Genomic DNA, 16,415 nt, shown 5'->3' with positions numbered 1-16,415 from the left:
CAGACCCGAAGGATCCGTCATGAACAGCACCGTCCGCGTCCCGCTCACCGAGCTCTCCTCCTTCGTCCGCGACGTCCTCGCCCAGTGCGGGCTGAACGCCGACGCCGCCGCGACCGCCGCCGACGTCATCACGTACGCCGACGCCAACGGCTTCACCACGCACGGCACGAACGGGCTGGTGAACATCTACGCCCCCCGGCTGCTCGACGGCCGGATCGACCCCGACGCGGTGCCGCACATCGTCCAGGAGACCGCCGGGGCCGCCCTGCTCGACGGCGACCGGGGGCTCGGCCTGGTCACCATGGACCTGGCCATGGACATCGCGATGGCCAAGGCCCGGCAGACCGGCATCGGCATGGTCGCCGTCCGCAACAGCACCCACTTCGGCAGCGCCGGCTACTACACGCAGAAGGCCGCCGCCGCCGGGCTGATCGGGCTGGCCATGACGAACTGCGGCGCCCAGGGCGTCGCCCCGCCGCTCGGCGGCACCGTGCGGATGCTGGGCACCAACCCGATCAGCGCCGCCGTGCCCGTGACCGAGGGCGCGCCCTTCGTCCTGGACATGTCCACCACCGTCGTCGCCACCGGCAAGATCAAGGCCGCGCACCGGGAGGGCCAGGAGGTCCCCCAGGAGTGGCTGGTGCGCCACGACGGCACCCCGACCTCCGACCCGGCCGACTTCATGGCCGAGGAGGCGGACGTCGCCTGGCTCGGCGGGCCCGCCGCCACCGGGGGCGCCAAGGGCTTCGGACTCGCCCTCCTGGTCGACCTGTTGTGCGGGCCGCTCTCCGGCGCCGCCTACGGTCCGCGCCCCGGGGTGCTGAAGGGCGAGCCGGCCGGGGACGACAACGTCGGCCACACCGCGATCGTCATCGACCCCTCGGCGTTCGGCTCCGCGCACGCCATAGCCGCCGAGAACCGCACCCTGCTCGACACCGTCGTGAACTCCCCGGCCGCCGCCTACGCGACGCGCGGGGTCACCTACCCGGGGGCGCCCGAGGCCGAGCGGTACGCGCAGTCGCGGCAGGAGGGCGTGGCGCTGCCCGGCCCGGTGGCCGAGGGGCTGGCCGCGCTCGCCGACCAGCTGGCCGTGACCGCGCCCGCCGCCCTGACCGGCCGCGTGCTGGAACCCGTCGCCTGACCGCCCGTACCGCCCCCCCTCGTACCCGCCTCAGCCCAGTCACCGGAAAGGACCGGACCGTCATGCGTATCGGAGTCATCGGCGTCGGCGTCATCGCCCCCTTCTTCCTCCAGGCCATCCAGGACGACCCGCATCTGCGGCTGTCCGCCGTGTGCGACCTCGACCCGGCCAAGCTCACCGGATTCGACCCGGGCGTCGCCCTCTACACCGACCACCGCGAACTGCTCGCCTCCGGCCGGGTGGACGGTGTCGTCGTCACCCTGCCCAACCACGCGCACGCCCCCGTCGTGGCCGACGCCCTGCGGGCCGGGGTGCACGTCTGCTGCGAGAAGCCGCTGACCGTCGCCGCCGAGGACGCCCGGCATCTGACCGCGCTGGCCGAGGAGTACGACACCACGCTCTTCACCGCCTTCCACCGCCGCTACAACACCCATGTGCGGGACCTGGCCGCACGGCTGCCCGACCGGGCCCTGATCAGCCATGTCACCAGCCGCTACCAGGAGCGGATCGAGGAGCACACCGGCTCCGACCGCTGGTACCAGGACCTCGACCGGTGCGGCGGCGGCTGCGTCATCGACAACGGCCCCAACGCGCTGGACGCCCTGGAGACCGTCCTCGGCCCGCTCACCCTGACCGACGCCGTCATCGGCGACGTCCGCTCCGGCGTCGAATTCTGCGCCGAACTCGCCCTGGCGACCGCCGACGGCATCCCCGTCACCGTCGACCTCGACTGGGCGCTGGAGACCGGTGAGCGCAAGGACATCACCGTGCACCTCAAGGACGGCCGCGAGCTGAGCGCAGACATGCTGGACGGTTTCGCGGCGTTCAAGTCCTCCCTGGACCACGAGTACGCCGGCATCATGGCGGACTTCCACCGGACCGTCCGCGAGGGCCGCGAGGGACCGGACCGGGGCCCGCACATCGTCGACCTCGTCGAGGAGGCGTACGCCATCGGCCGCACCCGGGAGGAGCGGCTGCGGATGTCCGCGAAGGAGCCGGTCTCGGCCAACCTGGTGAAACTGCTGTTCCACCGGCGCACCGACCGGGGGATGCGGCTGTCGCCCTGGCAGTCGCGCTGTGTGCGCGCCGGTGACGTGCACGAACTGGTCACCACCACCGACCGGCCCACCGCCACCGGCGACCGCGTCGACCACGTCGGCTTCCTCGGTTTCGCGGAATTCCCCGTGGGGGTGGTCATCGACCGGGGCGATCTCGTGGCGGGCCCCGGCGGACTCATCGGACGGGTGGCCGGATTCGACGAGTGCCACGCGCCGAACCACTACAACATCCTCATCGACACCGAGCGGGTCCTGACCGCCGAGGACCTGGACCTGCACGCGCTGGACACCCTGACCTTCTCCGGAGGAACCCGATGACCGTCACGCACGGCACCCCGACCTTCCGCAAGGCGGACGTGACCCCCGAGGCCCGCGCCCTCGTCCCGGGCGTCCACGTCCTGACCCTGGAGGCGGACATCGGCCCGGCCGGCCCCGCCCCCGCCGAGGACGTCTGGGCCGAGGCGCACACCCGGTGGAACGGCGCCAGCCGCGCCGAGGTGCGCAACGCGCCGAACGTCGCCGCCTACCGGGAGCTGAGCCGGATGACCGGCGCCCACCCGGACAAGCGGCCCCCGTCCGTCCAGGCCCTGATCGACCGGGGCCTGCGCGCCAAGCCGCTCGGCGCCTGGCCGCACATCAACCCCGCCGTCGACGCGGTCAACGCGGTCGCCGTCCGCACCCTGGTCGCCCTCGGCCTCTTCGACCGCGACACGCTCGACGGGGAGGTGACGCTGCGGCTCACCGACGGCACCGAGGAGTTCACCGCGCTCGGCGCCGACGGTCCGGTCACCCTGGAGGCCGGCGGGCTGGTCCTCGCCGACCGGGAGCGGGTCCTCTCGCAGTTCGCCCACCGCGACGGCGTGCACCAGGCGGTGACCGCCGAGACCCGCCGCGTCCTGCTGCTGGCCTGCGCGGTCCCCGGGGTCAGTGAGGACGTCTGCCGGGACGCGCTGCTGGAGGCCGCCGCGCTGCTGCGCGGCACCGCCGGGTAGGGGCCCGCGGTGACGTCCCGGGCCGGGCGGGCAAGTGGTCCGCCCCCGCCCCGGGACAGTGGACTGCCGGGCGCACCGGTGCGGTTGGTTGGCTGGCGGTACGCCGCTGACGGACCCACGCACCGGAAAGAGACCGCCCACGATGACCATGACCGCAGTCGAGCCCGCCGCCCCGCCCCGGGCGGTCCCCGCCCCGCTGCGGGTGACCGTGGAGCGGACCCCGCTGCCACCGCACACCCCGCTCGCCCTGGGCACCGCGCTGCGCCGGCTGCTCGGCGAGGACCAGGTGTTCCTCTTCGAGAGCCTGGCCGGACCCGACGAGGACTGCCGGGTCGCCGCCGTCGGCGCCGATGCCCTGGCCCGGATCACGGTCCGGGACGGGAACGTCGCCCTGGACGGGGTGCCGGAGCTGGTGGAGCGGCTGAGCCCGCTCGCCGCACGCGGCGCGGGAAGCGTGCGCGCCCTGCTGGAGTCGCTGAACGGCGCCTTCGCCGTGGACACCGACGTCCCCCCGGACCGCCACGCCTTCGGCTTCCTCGCCGTCCTCGGCTACGAGGCCGCCTGGCACCTCGAAGAGCTGCCGCCGCTCGCCCCCGGCCACGATCCGGAGATCACCCTCACGCTCTTCCGGTACGTCGTCACCTACGACCTGGAGACTGGCGAGCAGTACCAACTCCGCGCCACTGCACCTGAGTTCGGTGAGCGCGGGCTGCTGGGCGACGATCTGGCCGCGCTGGTGCGGTCCCTGCCGGACGCCGACGAGGGCCCCGTACCGCCCGCGCCCCGGCCGCACGCCGTGCGCCGCACCGTACGCCGCGAGGAGTTCACCGCGCGCGTGGAACGCTGCCTGGAGCACATCCGGGCCGGCGACGTCTACCAGATCCAGATCGGCCACCGCATCGAGGTGACCACCCCGCTGGACCCCGTCGACGCCTACCGCAGGCTCCGGGCCGGCAACCCCTCGCCGTACATGTACCTGGTCCCGTGGGCCGGGCGCACCCTGGTCGGGGCGAGCCCCGAACTGCTGCTGCGGATCGAGGGCCGGACCCTGGCCATGCGCCCCATCGCCGGGACGACCGCGCGGTCCGCCGACCCCGCCGAGGACGCCCGCCGGGTGGACGCGCTGCGCGCCGACGAGAAGGAGCGCGCCGAGCACATCATGCTCGTCGACCTCTGCCGCAACGACGTGGCCCGGGTCTGCGTCCCCGGCAGCCTCGCCGTCGAACGGATGATGGCCGTCGAGCACTTCGCCCACGTCCACCACCTGGTCTCCACCGTCCGGGGCGAACTGGCCGAGGGCGAGGACGTATGGTCCGCGCTGCGCGCCACCTTCCCCGCGGGCACCATGACCGGGGCTCCCAAGGTCCGCGCCATGGAGCTGATCCAGGAGATCGAGGACCGCCCGCGCGGCGCCTACGCGGGCGCGCTGGGCCTCATCGACGTACGCGGACGGGCCGCGACGCTCGCCCTGTGCATCCGGACCGCCGTCCACGACCCCGCGACCGGCACCTACGCCCTCCAGGCCTCCGCCGGGGTCGTCGCCGACTCCTCCGCCGAGGGCGAATGGCGCGAGACGCTGATCAAGATGGGCGCCGTCCACACCGCCCTGACCGGCGAGGAGCTGACCGCATGAGGATCCTGCTCGTCGACGCGCGGGACAGCTTCGTCCACATCATCGACCACTATCTGCGCGAGCTGGGCGCCCGTACGGAGGTCGTCACCGCCCTCGCGCACACCCCGGCCGAACTGGCGGCCCGCCGCCCCGACGCCGTGGTGCTCGGCCCCGGCCCCGGACATCCGGCCGACTCCGGCCATCCGGAGCTGGTGCGGCACTTCGCCGGACGCGTCCCGGTGCTCGGCATCTGCCTGGGCCACCAGGCCATCGGACTCGCGTACGGCGGCCGCGTCGAGCGCGCGGCCCGCACCGTGCACGGCAAGACCAGCCGCCTCGACCACGACGGCACCGGAGTCTTCGCCGGCCTCGCCGACGGCACCGAGGTCACCCGCTACCACTCGCTGGCCGTCGCCGACCCGCTGCCCCCGGCCCTGGAGGCCACCGCACGGGCCCGCGAGGACGGCTGCGTCATGGGGCTGCGCCACCGCGAACTGCCCGTCCAGGGCGTCCAGTTCCACCCCGAGTCCATCACCACCCGGACCGGGTCCGCCTTCCTCAGCAACTTCCTCGAAGGGATACCGCCATGGTCGACCGCGGCCCGTGGGCGTCGATAGCCGCCCTCAACGGATCGGAACGCCCCGACGGACTCACCGCCCGGGTGCTGCGCATGCTGGCCGCCCAGGCGGCCGAGCACGGGGTGCACCTCGATGTGATCCCGCTCGCCGAGTACGACATCGGGCCCTGCGGCCCGTGCGGCGACTGCAACGTCCGCACGCTGCCCTGCGCCCAGGACGACGACGTGCCCGCCCTGGTGGACCGGCTGATCCGCGCCGACGGGGTGCTCTACGCGGCCCCCGTGCACGGCTTCGGGCTGGCCGGGGCCATGCAGAACTTCATCGAACGGGCCGGGGTCGGCCATCTGCGGTTCGACCGGCCGCTCGCCAACAAGGTGGCCGGCGCGGTCGTCACCGGCCGCCGCTACAGCCACGACCGGGTCTACGGCCAGCTCATCGACAACATCCTGCTCAACCGGATGATCGTGCCGGGCAGCGGCTTCCCCGCCTTCGTGCACGACCAGTTCGCCCCCGGCGAGGACACCGAGGGCCTGGCCGCCGCCCGCGGGCTCATGGACCGGATGATCGACCTGCTGCGCATCCTGCTCCTGCCGCACAACGGCCGCACCGACACCGCCCGGCTGCTGTCGCTGCCCCGCAACGAGCGGGCCGGGCTGCTCACCCCGACGGGATGAACGGCCCGGCCCGGAACACGGGTGGTCCGCGAGGACGGCGTCAGCCCGCGGGCGGCGCCACCGGACCGGCCACATGGCGCCCGCCGATCAGCACCGTGCGCAGCGCGGACCGGTCCTGGAGCACGGTGAGGTCGGCGGCCGGATCACGGTCCCAGACCACCAGGTCGGCCAGCCGCCCCGGCGCCACGATCCCGGCGTCCGCCCCGCGCCCGGCCAGCTCCGCACCGTGGGCGCAGGCCCACTTGAGGACCGTCTCGGGCGCGATCCCGGCCCGCTCCACGTACATCACCAGTTCGTCCGCGTACGTGCCGTGCGGGGTCCAGGCGAAACCGAAGTCGTCGCCCGGCACGATCCTCAGCCCCAGCTCCTCGGCCCTCGGCAGGAAGCGCAGGGTGTTCTCGATCTCGTCCCGGAAGTCCAGCGACTCCAGATAGTCCGGGGCCTTGCCGAAGCGCTCGCCGAGCGCGAGGAGCCGGTCCGGCTGGAAGAGGCTCGGCACCACGAAGATCCCGCGCTCCGCGATCTGTTCGAGCGCCCGGTCGTCCGCGTACGTGGCGTGGTCGATCACGTCGACCCCGGCCGCCAGCGCGTTGCGGATGCCCTCCAGACCCCGCGAGTGCGCCCGCACCCGGGCCCCGCGCCGGTGCGCGGTCTCCACGACCGTGGCCAGCTCCTCACGGGTGAACAGGAGTTCGTCGGAGCGGGCGTTGGGGAAGGTGTCGTCGCCCGAGGAGAACACCTTGATGATCTCCGCGCCCTCGTCGATCTCCTCCTCGGTGTACTTCACCAGATCGCCCAGCACGTCCACCACGGGCATCAGCTCGCGCGGCATGCGCTCCTTCAGCTCCGGCGAGCGGCGGCCGGGCGGGCCCGAGACCATCAGGTCCCGGCTGCACGGCGTGATCCGGGGCCCCGGTATCGCGCCGGCCTCGATGGCGTTCTTCAGCGCCATGTCGATCCCGGCGACCGAACCGGCCCCGACGAACGCCGTGTAGCCGCACTCCAGCAGCCCCGCCGCGTGCGCCCCGGCGTGCAGCGCGACCTCGGGCACCCGGTACTTGAACAGCGTCTCGCGGCCGGTGGTGACGTTCACGTACGCGATATGGGTGTGGCCCAGCGTCATCCCGGGCAGTACCGTGGCGCCGCCCAGCTCCCAGCGGACGAAATCGCCCTCGGCGGGCGCCTCTGAGGCCGGCAGCACGGCCTCCACGCGCTCCCCGGAGAGCAGCACCGAGCGGGCGGGCAGCGAGGCTCGGCCCAGCCCCTCCTGGACGGTGACGTCGTGCAGCAGCAGACGGCGGTCAGCGGTCACGGTGGGCTCCCGGGGCGGCGGTGGAGGGACGGGGGAGGACGGCGGGCCCGAAGATCAGCCACACCATGGGGACGCCGGGCCGCGAGACCTGGAAACTCAGCCGGTGCGCGGCCCGGCCCGGCTCGTTGGTGATGGCCGCGTCCGCGCGCCCCTCCGCGACCAGCTGCGCCGCGTGGATCGTGGACTCGGCGGGCACCCAGGCGATGTCGTAGCCGCCCCGGCCGCCCTCGGCCCCGTCGAGCAGTTCGACCAGGCGCCGGGTCTCGTGCAGGGTCGCCAGGCGCAGGATGCCCTCCCGCAGGCCCGGTGGCCGGGCGGCGATGCCGTACTGCGGCGTGGGCGTGGAGAAGGTGGCGTCCAGGCGCAGCCGGGGCGACCAGAAGAAGCGGGTCGCGCACTCGGCGGCGGCCGGCACCAGGGCGTAGGCGGGGCCGCCGCCGCTGCTCACGGCGGCGAGCAGTTCCTCGAAGGAGTCGTAGGGCACCGCGTGCACGTCCGGTCCGCCCAGATGGGCCAGCCGGTGGCCGAGCCGGTCCAGCGCGACCATCGAGGTGGTGCCCGCCGGGCCGAGCGTGCCGACCCGCAGGATGCCGGGGCGCAGCAGCGGCGAGTGGGGTATGCGGGCCGGTTCCCACAGGATCGGGAACGGGGTGTGGTCGGTGTCCGTGTCGAGGCCGAGCGGGTGCAGCAGGGGCTCGGTCATGAGCGGTGCCCCCGGGCCCCGGCCAGCCGGCGGGCGGCGGCCGTCTCGTGGTCGACGGCGGTGCGCCGGTCGTGGATGCGGGCGGCCTTCCAGCTGACGAAGGCGCCCGTGGTGGTGACCGGGTCCAGCGCCTCGGGCAGCTCCACCCGGCAGCGGACCCCGAGCGCGTCGGCGACCCGCGCGGCGTGCGCGGCCTCCAGCCCCGGTTCGGCCCCGCCGGGGAGGTCGAGGCGGACGGTGACGATGTCCTCGCCGTGCCCGTCCCGGTCGATGACGACCTGGTAGCCGAGGCTGTGGTCGATGCGGCGGAGCACCGCCTGCTCGATCTGCCAGGCCTGGAAGCTGTGCCCGCCGAGGACGATCCGGTCCCGGGTGCGGCCGACGACCCGGATCACCGGGCCGTGGATGCCGCAGCCGCAGTCGTTGTCCGCGAGGTGGACCAGATCGCCGGTGCGGTAGCGGATCAGCGGCTTGATGCCGTCGATGAGCATGGTGACGACCAGTTCGCCGGTGCCCCGGTCGCCCAGCGGCGCCCCGGTGTCCGGGTCGACCAGCTCGGCCAGGTAGTTGGGCCGGGCCAGGTGGAGCCGGCCGCGGGCGCAGGCCGAGGCGACGACCAGGGTCTCCTGGGAGCCGTAGAGCGCGTTGTAGGTCCGCGCGCCCCAGGCCTGGTCGATCTGGCGGGCCAGGTCGGGCGTGCACATCTCGCCGGTGACGAGGAAGACCTTCACGGCGAAGTCCCGGCGCGGGTCGAGCCCTTCGGCGCGGGCGGCGGCGGCCAGCGAGAGCGCCACGTTCGGGGTGCAGAACACCACGTCGAGGGCGAGGTCCCGCATCAGCTGGAGCGCCTTGGGGAAGCCGATGACGGGGGAGTAGGGCCAGATCTTCGCGACGGCGCAGCCGAGGTTGCGCGCCACGTCGCCGAGGGTGTCGCCGAGCGAGTGCACCTCGGTGGGGCCCATCACGCCGACGCGCGGGGCGCGGTCGCCGAAGACGTCCGCGAAGATGTTCCGCCAGCCCTCCGTGACATGGGCGTTGGAGGCGATCACCTCACGGGCGTCGCGCGGACAGGGCGTGGCCGGGCCGGTGGTGCCGGTGGTCTCGTAGTAGAAGCAGGCCTCGTCCAGGTCGCGGCTCAGCACGTCGGCCATGGCGGTGCGCAGATCGTCCTTCGTGGTGAAGGGCAGGGTGCGCACGTCCGGCAGGTCCAGGGTCTCCGCCCGCACCCCGGCCAGGCGCTTCGCGTAGAACGGGGAGCCGTCCTGGGCGAGCGCCACGACCTCGCGCAGCTGCCCCCGCGCCCAGGCGCGCCACTCCTCCTCATCGAGCCGCCCCGAGGTGTACCGCTCGTGCAGGCTCAGATAGCGCTCGATGAAGTCACGATGCTTCCCGGAAGCGGGCAGCCACATGGATCCCCCAGATGGTTCGGCGGGTGCGGTGGACGGATGCCGTGCACCGATGGAGGGTGCGGCCCGTACGCGTCCGGGAACGGCCATCCGATCGTGCACGGCGCACCGCAGGCCCCTCAATCCGCCTTAGGTGACAGCGCGTCCGCTCAAGGAGGCACCGCCGTGGGGGAGGCGGGGGTCAGCCGGCGGCGCGGGCCGCCGCCACGAACCGGGTGATCAGGGCCGGGTCCTTCACCCCCCGGGAGGCCTCGACCCCGCTGGAGACGTCCACGCCCCAGGGGCGCAGATCGGTGACGGCCGCCGCGACGTTGTCCGGGCCGAGCCCGCCGGCCAGCAGCCAGGAACCGGTGGGGGCGGCGCCCAGCGCGGCCGGGTCCCAGCGCTCCCCGGAGCCGGGCCGGGGCGAGTCGACGATCAGCAGGTCCTCGCCGTACGCCCCGGTCTCCAGCGGTGCCCCGCTGCCCGGCGAGGTGGCCCGGACCAGCCGGAAGCCGTCGGCGCGCAGCGCCGCGAAGTGCTCCGGGGGCTCGTCGCCGTGCAGCTGGACCGTGGTGACCCCGGCCTCGGCGGCGGCCTTGCGGACCTCGTCGAGCGGTTCGCCCCGGAACACCGCGACGGTGGCGATGCCCTCCGGGACCAGGGCGGCCAGGGCGCGGGCGGTGTCCGGGGCGACCTGTCGGGGGCTCGGGGTGAGGACGAAGCCGACGGCGTCGGCCCCGGCCTCGACGGCGGCGGCCACGTCCTCGGGGCGACTGAGACCGCAGACCTTGATGTACACGTTTCCTCCTGGATCCGGAACGGGGCGGGTGGTGCGTGGGTGGGACGCGGGCCCATGCTGTCAGGGCCGAAGGGTCCCGGGCGTGGCCGGCGGCTCAGGAGCGCATCGCGCTGCGCGAGCAGAGGAAGGCCAGCGCGGCGGCGGTCAGCCCGCCCGCCGTGAGGGCGAGCGCGGTGCGCGGCCCGGCCGCGGCGGCGAGCAGTCCGCCGAGCAGCCCGCCCAGCGGGATCACCGCCCAGGTCAGGAAGCGGAACGTGGCGCTGACCCGGCCGATCAGCTCGGGCGGCACGGTCGCCTGGCGCAGGGTGATCGAGTGGATGTTGAAGACCGCGATGCCGAAGCCGTTGAGGACGTATCCGGCACCGAGGAGCACCTGCCCCGTGGTGGAGCCGGAGCCGGGGGCCAGCGGCAGCAGCAGCGTCGCGGCCGAGGCCACGAGCATGCCGAACACCATGGCCCGGCCGGTGCCCAGCCGCTCCCCGAGCCGCCCGGCGGACAGCGCCCCGCCGAACGCCCCGATGCTGCCGGCCGCGATGATCACGCCGAGCCCGGCCGGGCCGAGGTGCAGCACCCGGATGCCGTAGAGCGGGAAGACGACCAGGACCACGTCCCAGAGCAGGTTGTACAGCGAGGCGTGCACCATGATCACCCGCAGCAGCCGGCTGTTGAGCGTCATCCGCAGCCCCGCGACGATCTCCCGGCGCACCGAGGGGCGGGTCCCCTCCGCACGGGCCGGCGGTTCCTCCGGGGTGCGGATGCGCAGCAGCATCGCGGCGGAGAAGAGATAGCCCAGGCAGTCCACGAGGATCGCCACGGGGGCGGTGAGCACCTGGATCAGCGTGCCGCCGAGCCCCTGCCCGGCGGTCTCCGCGACCGAACGGCTGGCCTGGAGCTTGCTGTTGCCCTCGACCAGCCGCTCCTTGGCGACCAGCGAGGGGACGTACGCCTGGTAGGCCACGTCGAACAGGGCGGTGAGCACCCCGGTGGCGAAGGCCACCGCGCACAGCGCCCAGACGCCGAGCCCGCCGAGCCAGGCCAGCAGCGGCACCGCGGTGAGGATCGCGGCCCGCCCCAGGTTGGCGGCGATCAGGAGCGGACGGCGGCGCACCCGGTCGGCCAGCACCCCGGCGAACAGCGTGACGCACAGCACCGGCAGGTACTGGGCGCTGTTGAGCAGCCCCAGCTGGGCCGGGCCCGCGTCGAGCAGCACGATCGCGGTGACGGGCAGGGCCAGTTCGGTGACCCGGGAGCCGAGCAGCGAGACGGTCTGCCCGGCCCACAGCCGGCGGAAGTCGCGGTGGTGCCAGAGTCCCCGGGGCGGCTCTCCGGAGGCGCCGGGCCCGGCCCGGTCGAGGAGCTCAGCCGAGGTCATCGGAGCCCTCCGGAACGCCTCGGGCCCCGGCCCCGACGGGCTGCCGCTCGTCCAGCGGGTGCCAGTCGAGCCGGTAGGCGTCCAGGGTCCGCCGGATCGCCTCGTCCACCTGGGCGGAGGAGCGGGCCCGGAAGCGGAAGGTGCCCGCGGTGTGCACGGCGCCGCCGTTGCCGCTGAGCACGGTGCCGGGCGGCGGCAGCGTCTCGGCGTACAGCGCGGGCACCGTCCCCACCAGGGAGGTCACCGCGTCCACGACGGCCGGGCGGACCGGCGGTTCGGGCATCATCAGATAGCCGGCGACCGGCCCGGCCAGGTCCATCGGCGCGACGGCCGGGTCCTCGCCGAGCTGCACCCGCGCGGAGGCGGCGACGAGGTCGACCCCGTACACCTCCTCCCAGACGAAGCGGACCTGGCCGCCGCCGGCCCGCGCGCCGATCTCCAGGAAGACCAGACCGTCCTCGCCGTCGGCGGACGGGGTGCGGAAGACCTCCAGGTGGAAGACGTCGTCGGTGAGGTCCAGGGCCGCGCAGACCCGTTCGGCGAAGGCGGTCACCCGGGCCTCGAACACCGGGTCGTCGTTGGCGACGGAGCTGAAGGCGGTGCCGGTGGCGAAGTCCAGGCAGCTGCCGCCGCACCGCCAGGCGCGCGAGGTGAGCAGCCGGCCGCCCCTCACGACCCCGTCGATCTGGTAGAGCACCCCGTCGACGTACTCCTCGCACTGGGCGTCCGCCAGATCGGCGGTCGTCAGCAGCGCGTCCAGCTCCCCGGCCGAGCGCACCACGTGCACGCCCTGGCTGTCGGCGCCGGCGCGCGGCTTCAGGACGAACGGATAGCCGTGGTCGTCGGCGAACTCCCGGACCAGGGAGGCCGCCGGCGTCTCCCGGAAGGCGGGCACCCGCAGTCCGGCCGCCGCGACCAGGCCCTTCATGACGACCTTGTCGCGGACGGCGGCGACCTCACCGGGGCCGCGTCCGGGGACGGAGAAGCGGCGGCGGATCTCGCCCGCGGGCTCCAGATCGAATTCCGACAGGGCGAGGACATGCGTGAACGGGCCGTACCGGTCGATGAGTTCGGCGGTCTCGGCGAGGACGGCGTCGGTGTCGGAGAGATCGGGCAGGACGCGGATCTCCTCGGCCTGCTCCGCGTCGAGCGGGGCCCGGCCGGCCGGGGTGGTCAGATAGGCGATCCGGTCGGTGGTGTGGTCCAGATAACGGTGGTACTCGGCAAAGGAGTTGGTCCAGCGGTTGAGGATCAGGACATGGCGGTTCATCGGGTTCTCCGGAGGGTCAGGGACGGTGGTGCGGGGTCGGTGGACGGACGTGGGGGGTCCGGGACGGCCGTACGGAGGTCCGGCGGCGGCCGTGCGCGGGGTCAGCCGAAGGTGACGGCCTGTTCGGCGCGGTGCAGCACCCCGGCCGTCTCCCGGTACGAGGCGCCGGCGGCCAGCACATAGCCGAGCCGGCCCGACGAGCTGCCGGGGTCGGGCAGGGGGATGTTCGGGGGCAGCAGGACTCCTATCTCCCGGACGCGCGGGTCGGAGGCGAGCAGCGGATCGACCCGGAACTCGCGGTACTCGGTGAGGCCGGGGCGCAGGAAGTAGCGGATGCCGGCACGGGCGCCGGTGCGCGGCGCGGCCGGTTCGGGGTTGGGCAGGCCCAGATAGGAGCGGAGCATGATCTCGTACAGGTCGTGGCCGCAGGCCAGCCGCAGCAGATCGGGGATGCGGTCGCCGGGGAGCCGGGCCGCGACCTCCATCAGCAGCGGGCCGCGGTCGGACATCCGCAGTTCGGCGTGGAACGGGCCGAGCCCGAGGCCGACGGCGGCGAGCACCCGGGTGATGTAGGCGCGGACGGCGGCGGAGACGGAGGGCTTCAGCCGGGCCGGGACGATGTGCCCGACCTCGACGAAGTGCGGTTCCGCGCCGAGGATCTTCTCGGTGATGCCGAGGATGTGCGTCCGGCCGTCCTCGACGTAGCCCTCGACGCTGTACTCCGGCCCCTCCACGTACTCCTCGACCAGCACCAGCCCCGCCCCTCGCGCCCCGGGCACCCGGGCGGCGCGCAGCGCGCCCCGGAAGGCGTCGACCGCCTCCGCCGCCGACGAGGCCCGGCGCACCCCGAGACTCCCCGACTGGTCCACGGGCTTCACCACGCAGACGGGCCCCAGCTCGGCGTGGGCGGCGGCCGCCGAACGGGCGTGGGAGACCGCCCGGTAGCGCGGCTGGTCGAGCCCGGCCGCGTCCAGTGCCCGGCGCATCCGGTGCTTGTGGCGCAGCGGTTCCACACCCGCCGGGTCGATGCCGGGCAACCCGAGCATCGCGGCGGTGTGCGCGGCCAGCTCGACGAAGTGCTCGAACCCGGGCAGGACCGCGTCCAGCGGGGTCTCGGCGTGCAGGGCGCGGACGGCGTCGAGCGCGGCGGCCCGGTCCAGGGTGTCGGCGGTGACGATCCGGTCGGCCTTGTCGGGGACCGTGCCGGGTTCGGTGCCGGAGGTCAGGACGAGGACGGTGTGGCCCAGTTCATGGGCGCGCGTGACCAGTTCGAGGCCGGACGAGCGCGGTTCGATGATCAGGACGGTGCTCATGCCGCCTCCTGGGGAAGAGGGGCGACGGCCCCGGCGAACGCGGCGGCGCGCGCGGTGTCGAGCAGCTCCATGGACTCCAGATGGACGGCCAGATCGCTGCGCGGGGCGGGGCGCTCGCCGCGGAAGTGGGCGTAGGCCTGCTCGATGAACCGGGTCAGCGGGGCGTCCTGGACGACCTGGTGGACCGGGCGGCCGGCGATGCGGACCTGGCCGAAGTCGTCGTCCCCGGAGACCGGGTAGTCCGCCACGAGCGTGCCCTCGGTGCCGTGGACGTGCAGCCGGCGGCGGCGCACCGGCGAGCCCAGATCGGTGTACAGGGTGGTGGTGACCCCGGAGGTGTGGCGCAGGACGACCTCGGCGCCGCCGAGCCGGGCGAGCCGCCCGGTGGGCAGCGGCAGGTCCCAGCCGCGCGAGTCGGTGACCTCGGCCACCGGGCCCGCCAGATGCAGCGCCAGCAGCAGCTGGTGCGGCAGCTCCACCTCGAAGGCGCTGCCGTGGCCCCGGGTCTCCAGCGAACGGCGGAAGCGGGGCTTGCTCTGTTCCATGTGGTACGAGACCGGTGTGCCGATCGCCCCGGCCGCCACCAGCTCCTCGGCGGCCTCGGTGACCCGGCTGGCCGGCCAGACGCTCATCGGGAGCACCTGGGCCCCGGTGGCCTCCACCAGCTCCACCAGATGCGCGGCCTCCTGCACGGTGTGCGCGATCGGCTTCTCCAGGATGAAGCGCTGCGCACCCGCGCGCAGCAGCTCCTCCAGGCAGTCCCGGTGCGCGCCCGGGGGCACCGCCACATGGAAGACGGCGTCGGACACCCGGTGCCCGGCCGCCCACAGGGCCGCCACGGCGCCGCGCACGTCCGGTACCCAGGTGCCTCCCGCCACCTCGGCGGGGCGCGGGTCGACGGCGATCACCGCCGATTGGCCGCCGGTGAGGTCGCGCAGTGCCCGGTGGTGCAGATCGCGGCCCGCGTGCCCGTATCCGACGATGACGGAAGGTGAATTGCCTTTCTTCCTCATCTGTTTACCGCCCTTCGCTGTCGTGGTGAAAGGAGCTTCGCAGCGGCCCCGGAAGGGCGGCCAGGCCAATTCCCGTAACCGGCGGCGGACCACTTGAATGAGCGTGCGGAGACATCGGAATACCCCGAAAGGAACACGGGCGGAGCCGAGGTGACAGCGGTCGGGCCTCCCTTCCCGGCTTCCTCGCTGGATAGCCTGGCCGGGCGTCATTCGGGAATTCCCGGACCCTTGAATTCCGCCTTTCGGAGAAGGAGTCGATTCGATGAGCCTCGAAGGCCGGGCCGCCCTGGTCACCGGTGGATCCCGCGGAATCGGGCGGGCCATCGCGCTCCGCCTCGCGGCCGACGGTGCCGCGGTCGCCGTGAACTACCGCTCCCGCAAGGACGAGGCCGAGCGCGTGGTGGAGGACATCACCGCGCTCGGCGGCCGGGCGATCGCCCTGCGCGCGGACGTCTCCGACCCGGACGAGGCACAGCGCCTGGTCGACGAGGCGAAGGACGGCCTCGGCGGACTGCACATCCTGGTCAACAACGCGGGCGTGGCCCGCGACGGACTGCTCTTCGACCAGGCCCCCGAGGACTGGTGGGAGGTGCTGAAGGTCAACGTCGGCGGTGTCTACCACTGCACCCGCGCGGCGGCCGGCCACTTCATGTCCCAGCGCGAGGGCAACGTCGTCAACATCTCCTCGGTCATGGGCGAGGGCGGCTGGGTCGGCCAGTCCAACTACTCCGCCTCCAAGGGCGCGGTGAACGCCTTCACCCGCGCCGCCGCCATCGAGCTGTCCCGCTTCGAGGTCCGCGTCAACGCGGTCCTCGCCGGCTTCACCGCCACCGAACTGATCGGCGGGCTGCTGGAGAAGGACGGCGGCCGCTCCATCAAACGCCAGCTCCCGCTGCGGGAGTTCGCCACGCCCGAGCAGGTGGCTGGGGCGGTCTCCTTCCTGGCCGGCGAGGACTCCGGGTACATCACCGGCGAACTGCTGCGCGTGGACGGCGGCTGGGCCGCCCAGCTCGGCCTCGGCCGCGCCAAGTAGCACCGGAGGGCCCGTCCACCGGCAACCCCGGTGCGGGCCCTTCCGCATGCCCGCGTACGCACGCCCCTGCGCGCCCGCGTACGCACGCCCCTGCGCGCCCGCGTACGCACGCCCCCGCATGCCCGCCACCGGACGGGAGCGGGACGCCCTGCGCGTC

At 74.1% G+C, this 16,415-nt stretch carries 15 protein-coding genes; 7 read left to right on the top strand and 8 right to left on the bottom strand.

Going from position 1 to position 16,415, the window contains the following annotated elements; translation table 11 throughout:
- Positions 1–19 precede the first annotated feature (19 nt).
- The 6 genes from ACFVDM_RS35760 (at position 20) to ACFVDM_RS35735 (ending at position 6,055) form a co-directional block, all read left to right on the top strand.
- Complete coding sequence (locus tag ACFVDM_RS35760; RefSeq protein ID WP_383650670.1) at positions 20–1,141, top strand: Ldh family oxidoreductase; 1,122 nt, start codon at positions 20–22, stop codon at positions 1,139–1,141.
- 62 nt (positions 1,142–1,203) lie between these two features.
- Positions 1,204–2,517 carry a Gfo/Idh/MocA family protein gene (locus ACFVDM_RS35755; RefSeq protein WP_383650668.1) on the top strand — a complete coding sequence of 438 codons (1,314 nt, stop codon included), beginning with the start codon at positions 1,204–1,206 and terminating at the stop codon, positions 2,515–2,517.
- Positions 2,514–3,191, top strand: coding sequence for a phenylalanine--tRNA ligase beta subunit-related protein (locus ACFVDM_RS35750; protein ID WP_383650666.1), 678 nt, complete (start codon positions 2,514–2,516; stop codon positions 3,189–3,191). The genes ACFVDM_RS35755 and ACFVDM_RS35750 overlap by 4 nt, the downstream gene beginning before the upstream one ends.
- Positions 3,192–3,333: 142 nt before the next feature.
- On the top strand, positions 3,334–4,824 hold the full coding sequence (locus ACFVDM_RS35745) for an anthranilate synthase component I family protein (protein ID WP_383650663.1): 1,491 nt from the start codon (positions 3,334–3,336) through the stop codon (positions 4,822–4,824).
- Entirely contained in the window at positions 4,821–5,420 is a 600-nt protein-coding gene (locus ACFVDM_RS35740) for an anthranilate synthase component II (protein WP_383650661.1), read from the top strand. Before ACFVDM_RS35745 ends, ACFVDM_RS35740 begins: the two co-directional genes overlap by 4 nt.
- Entirely contained in the window at positions 5,390–6,055 is a 666-nt protein-coding gene (locus tag ACFVDM_RS35735) for a flavodoxin family protein (RefSeq protein WP_383650659.1), read from the top strand. The genes ACFVDM_RS35740 and ACFVDM_RS35735 overlap by 31 nt, the downstream gene beginning before the upstream one ends.
- Before the next feature lie 40 nt (positions 6,056–6,095).
- On the opposite strand, the gene ACFVDM_RS35730 is transcribed toward ACFVDM_RS35735, so the two are convergent.
- From ACFVDM_RS35730 to ACFVDM_RS35695, 8 genes are all read right to left on the bottom strand, one after another.
- Positions 6,096–7,367, bottom strand: coding sequence for an amidohydrolase family protein (locus tag ACFVDM_RS35730; RefSeq protein WP_383650657.1), 1,272 nt, complete (start codon positions 7,365–7,367; stop codon positions 6,096–6,098).
- The gene (locus ACFVDM_RS35725; RefSeq protein WP_383650656.1) at positions 7,357–8,070 is read right to left on the bottom strand and encodes a hypothetical protein; all 714 of its coding nucleotides are present in this window, start codon (positions 8,068–8,070) and stop codon (positions 7,357–7,359) included. Before ACFVDM_RS35725 ends, ACFVDM_RS35730 begins: the two co-directional genes overlap by 11 nt.
- The gene (locus ACFVDM_RS35720) at positions 8,067–9,479 is read right to left on the bottom strand and encodes a phenylacetate--CoA ligase family protein (protein WP_383650654.1); all 1,413 of its coding nucleotides are present in this window, start codon (positions 9,477–9,479) and stop codon (positions 8,067–8,069) included. Before ACFVDM_RS35720 ends, ACFVDM_RS35725 begins: the two co-directional genes overlap by 4 nt.
- A gap of 178 nt (positions 9,480–9,657) precedes the next feature.
- Positions 9,658–10,257 carry a phosphoribosylanthranilate isomerase gene (locus ACFVDM_RS35715; protein WP_383650652.1) on the bottom strand — a complete coding sequence of 200 codons (600 nt, stop codon included), beginning with the start codon at positions 10,255–10,257 and terminating at the stop codon, positions 9,658–9,660.
- Positions 10,258–10,351: 94 nt separating this feature from the next.
- A complete protein-coding gene (locus ACFVDM_RS35710) occupies positions 10,352–11,629 on the bottom strand; it encodes an MFS transporter (RefSeq protein ID WP_383650648.1) in 1,278 nt (425 codons plus the stop codon).
- Positions 11,616–12,899, bottom strand: coding sequence for an acetyl-CoA carboxylase biotin carboxylase subunit family protein (locus tag ACFVDM_RS35705; protein WP_383650645.1), 1,284 nt, complete (start codon positions 12,897–12,899; stop codon positions 11,616–11,618). The genes ACFVDM_RS35710 and ACFVDM_RS35705 overlap by 14 nt, the downstream gene beginning before the upstream one ends.
- 101 nt (positions 12,900–13,000) lie before the next feature.
- The gene (locus ACFVDM_RS35700) at positions 13,001–14,212 is read right to left on the bottom strand and encodes an ATP-grasp domain-containing protein (RefSeq protein WP_383650643.1); all 1,212 of its coding nucleotides are present in this window, start codon (positions 14,210–14,212) and stop codon (positions 13,001–13,003) included.
- On the bottom strand, positions 14,209–15,225 hold the full coding sequence (locus ACFVDM_RS35695; RefSeq protein ID WP_383650641.1) for a Gfo/Idh/MocA family protein: 1,017 nt from the start codon (positions 15,223–15,225) through the stop codon (positions 14,209–14,211). The genes ACFVDM_RS35700 and ACFVDM_RS35695 overlap by 4 nt, the downstream gene beginning before the upstream one ends.
- Positions 15,226–15,487: 262 nt before the next feature.
- On the opposite strand from ACFVDM_RS35695, the gene ACFVDM_RS35690 reads away from it, so the two are divergent.
- Positions 15,488–16,258 (top strand): 3-oxoacyl-ACP reductase family protein, encoded by a 771-nt coding sequence (locus tag ACFVDM_RS35690; protein ID WP_383650639.1) that lies wholly within the window; start codon positions 15,488–15,490, stop codon positions 16,256–16,258.
- Positions 16,259–16,415: the final 157 nt, after the last annotated feature.

Source organism: Streptomyces sp. NPDC057682 (assembly GCF_042799575.1).
In the GTDB taxonomy this organism is placed as follows: Bacteria; Actinomycetota; Actinomycetes; order Streptomycetales; family Streptomycetaceae; genus Streptomyces.
The sequence above is the reverse complement of the archived record's forward strand: the minus strand, read 5'-3'. Positions and strand labels throughout refer to the sequence as shown.

What these genes read in the sequence shown, in the direction of transcription:
- ACFVDM_RS35725 (WP_383650656.1), bottom strand. Translation starts at nt 8,070, where the DNA reads ATGACCGAGCCCCTGCTGCACCCGCTCGGCCTCGACACGGACACCGAC.
- ACFVDM_RS35710 (WP_383650648.1), bottom strand. Translation starts at nt 11,629, where the DNA reads ATGACCTCGGCTGAGCTCCTCGACCGGGCCGGGCCCGGCGCCTCCGGA.
- ACFVDM_RS35755 (WP_383650668.1), top strand. Translation starts at nt 1,204, where the DNA reads ATGCGTATCGGAGTCATCGGCGTCGGCGTCATCGCCCCCTTCTTCCTC.
- ACFVDM_RS35760 (WP_383650670.1), top strand. Translation starts at nt 20, where the DNA reads ATGAACAGCACCGTCCGCGTCCCGCTCACCGAGCTCTCCTCCTTCGTC.
- ACFVDM_RS35720 (WP_383650654.1), bottom strand. Translation starts at nt 9,479, where the DNA reads ATGTGGCTGCCCGCTTCCGGGAAGCATCGTGACTTCATCGAGCGCTAT.
- ACFVDM_RS35745 (WP_383650663.1), top strand. Translation starts at nt 3,334, where the DNA reads ATGACCATGACCGCAGTCGAGCCCGCCGCCCCGCCCCGGGCGGTCCCC.
- ACFVDM_RS35695 (WP_383650641.1), bottom strand. Translation starts at nt 15,225, where the DNA reads ATGAGGAAGAAAGGCAATTCACCTTCCGTCATCGTCGGATACGGGCAC.
- ACFVDM_RS35690 (WP_383650639.1), top strand. Translation starts at nt 15,488, where the DNA reads ATGAGCCTCGAAGGCCGGGCCGCCCTGGTCACCGGTGGATCCCGCGGA.
- ACFVDM_RS35750 (WP_383650666.1), top strand. Translation starts at nt 2,514, where the DNA reads ATGACCGTCACGCACGGCACCCCGACCTTCCGCAAGGCGGACGTGACC.
- ACFVDM_RS35735 (WP_383650659.1), top strand. Translation starts at nt 5,390, where the DNA reads ATGGTCGACCGCGGCCCGTGGGCGTCGATAGCCGCCCTCAACGGATCG.
- ACFVDM_RS35700 (WP_383650643.1), bottom strand. Translation starts at nt 14,212, where the DNA reads ATGAGCACCGTCCTGATCATCGAACCGCGCTCGTCCGGCCTCGAACTG.
- ACFVDM_RS35740 (WP_383650661.1), top strand. Translation starts at nt 4,821, where the DNA reads ATGAGGATCCTGCTCGTCGACGCGCGGGACAGCTTCGTCCACATCATC.
- ACFVDM_RS35705 (WP_383650645.1), bottom strand. Translation starts at nt 12,899, where the DNA reads ATGAACCGCCATGTCCTGATCCTCAACCGCTGGACCAACTCCTTTGCC.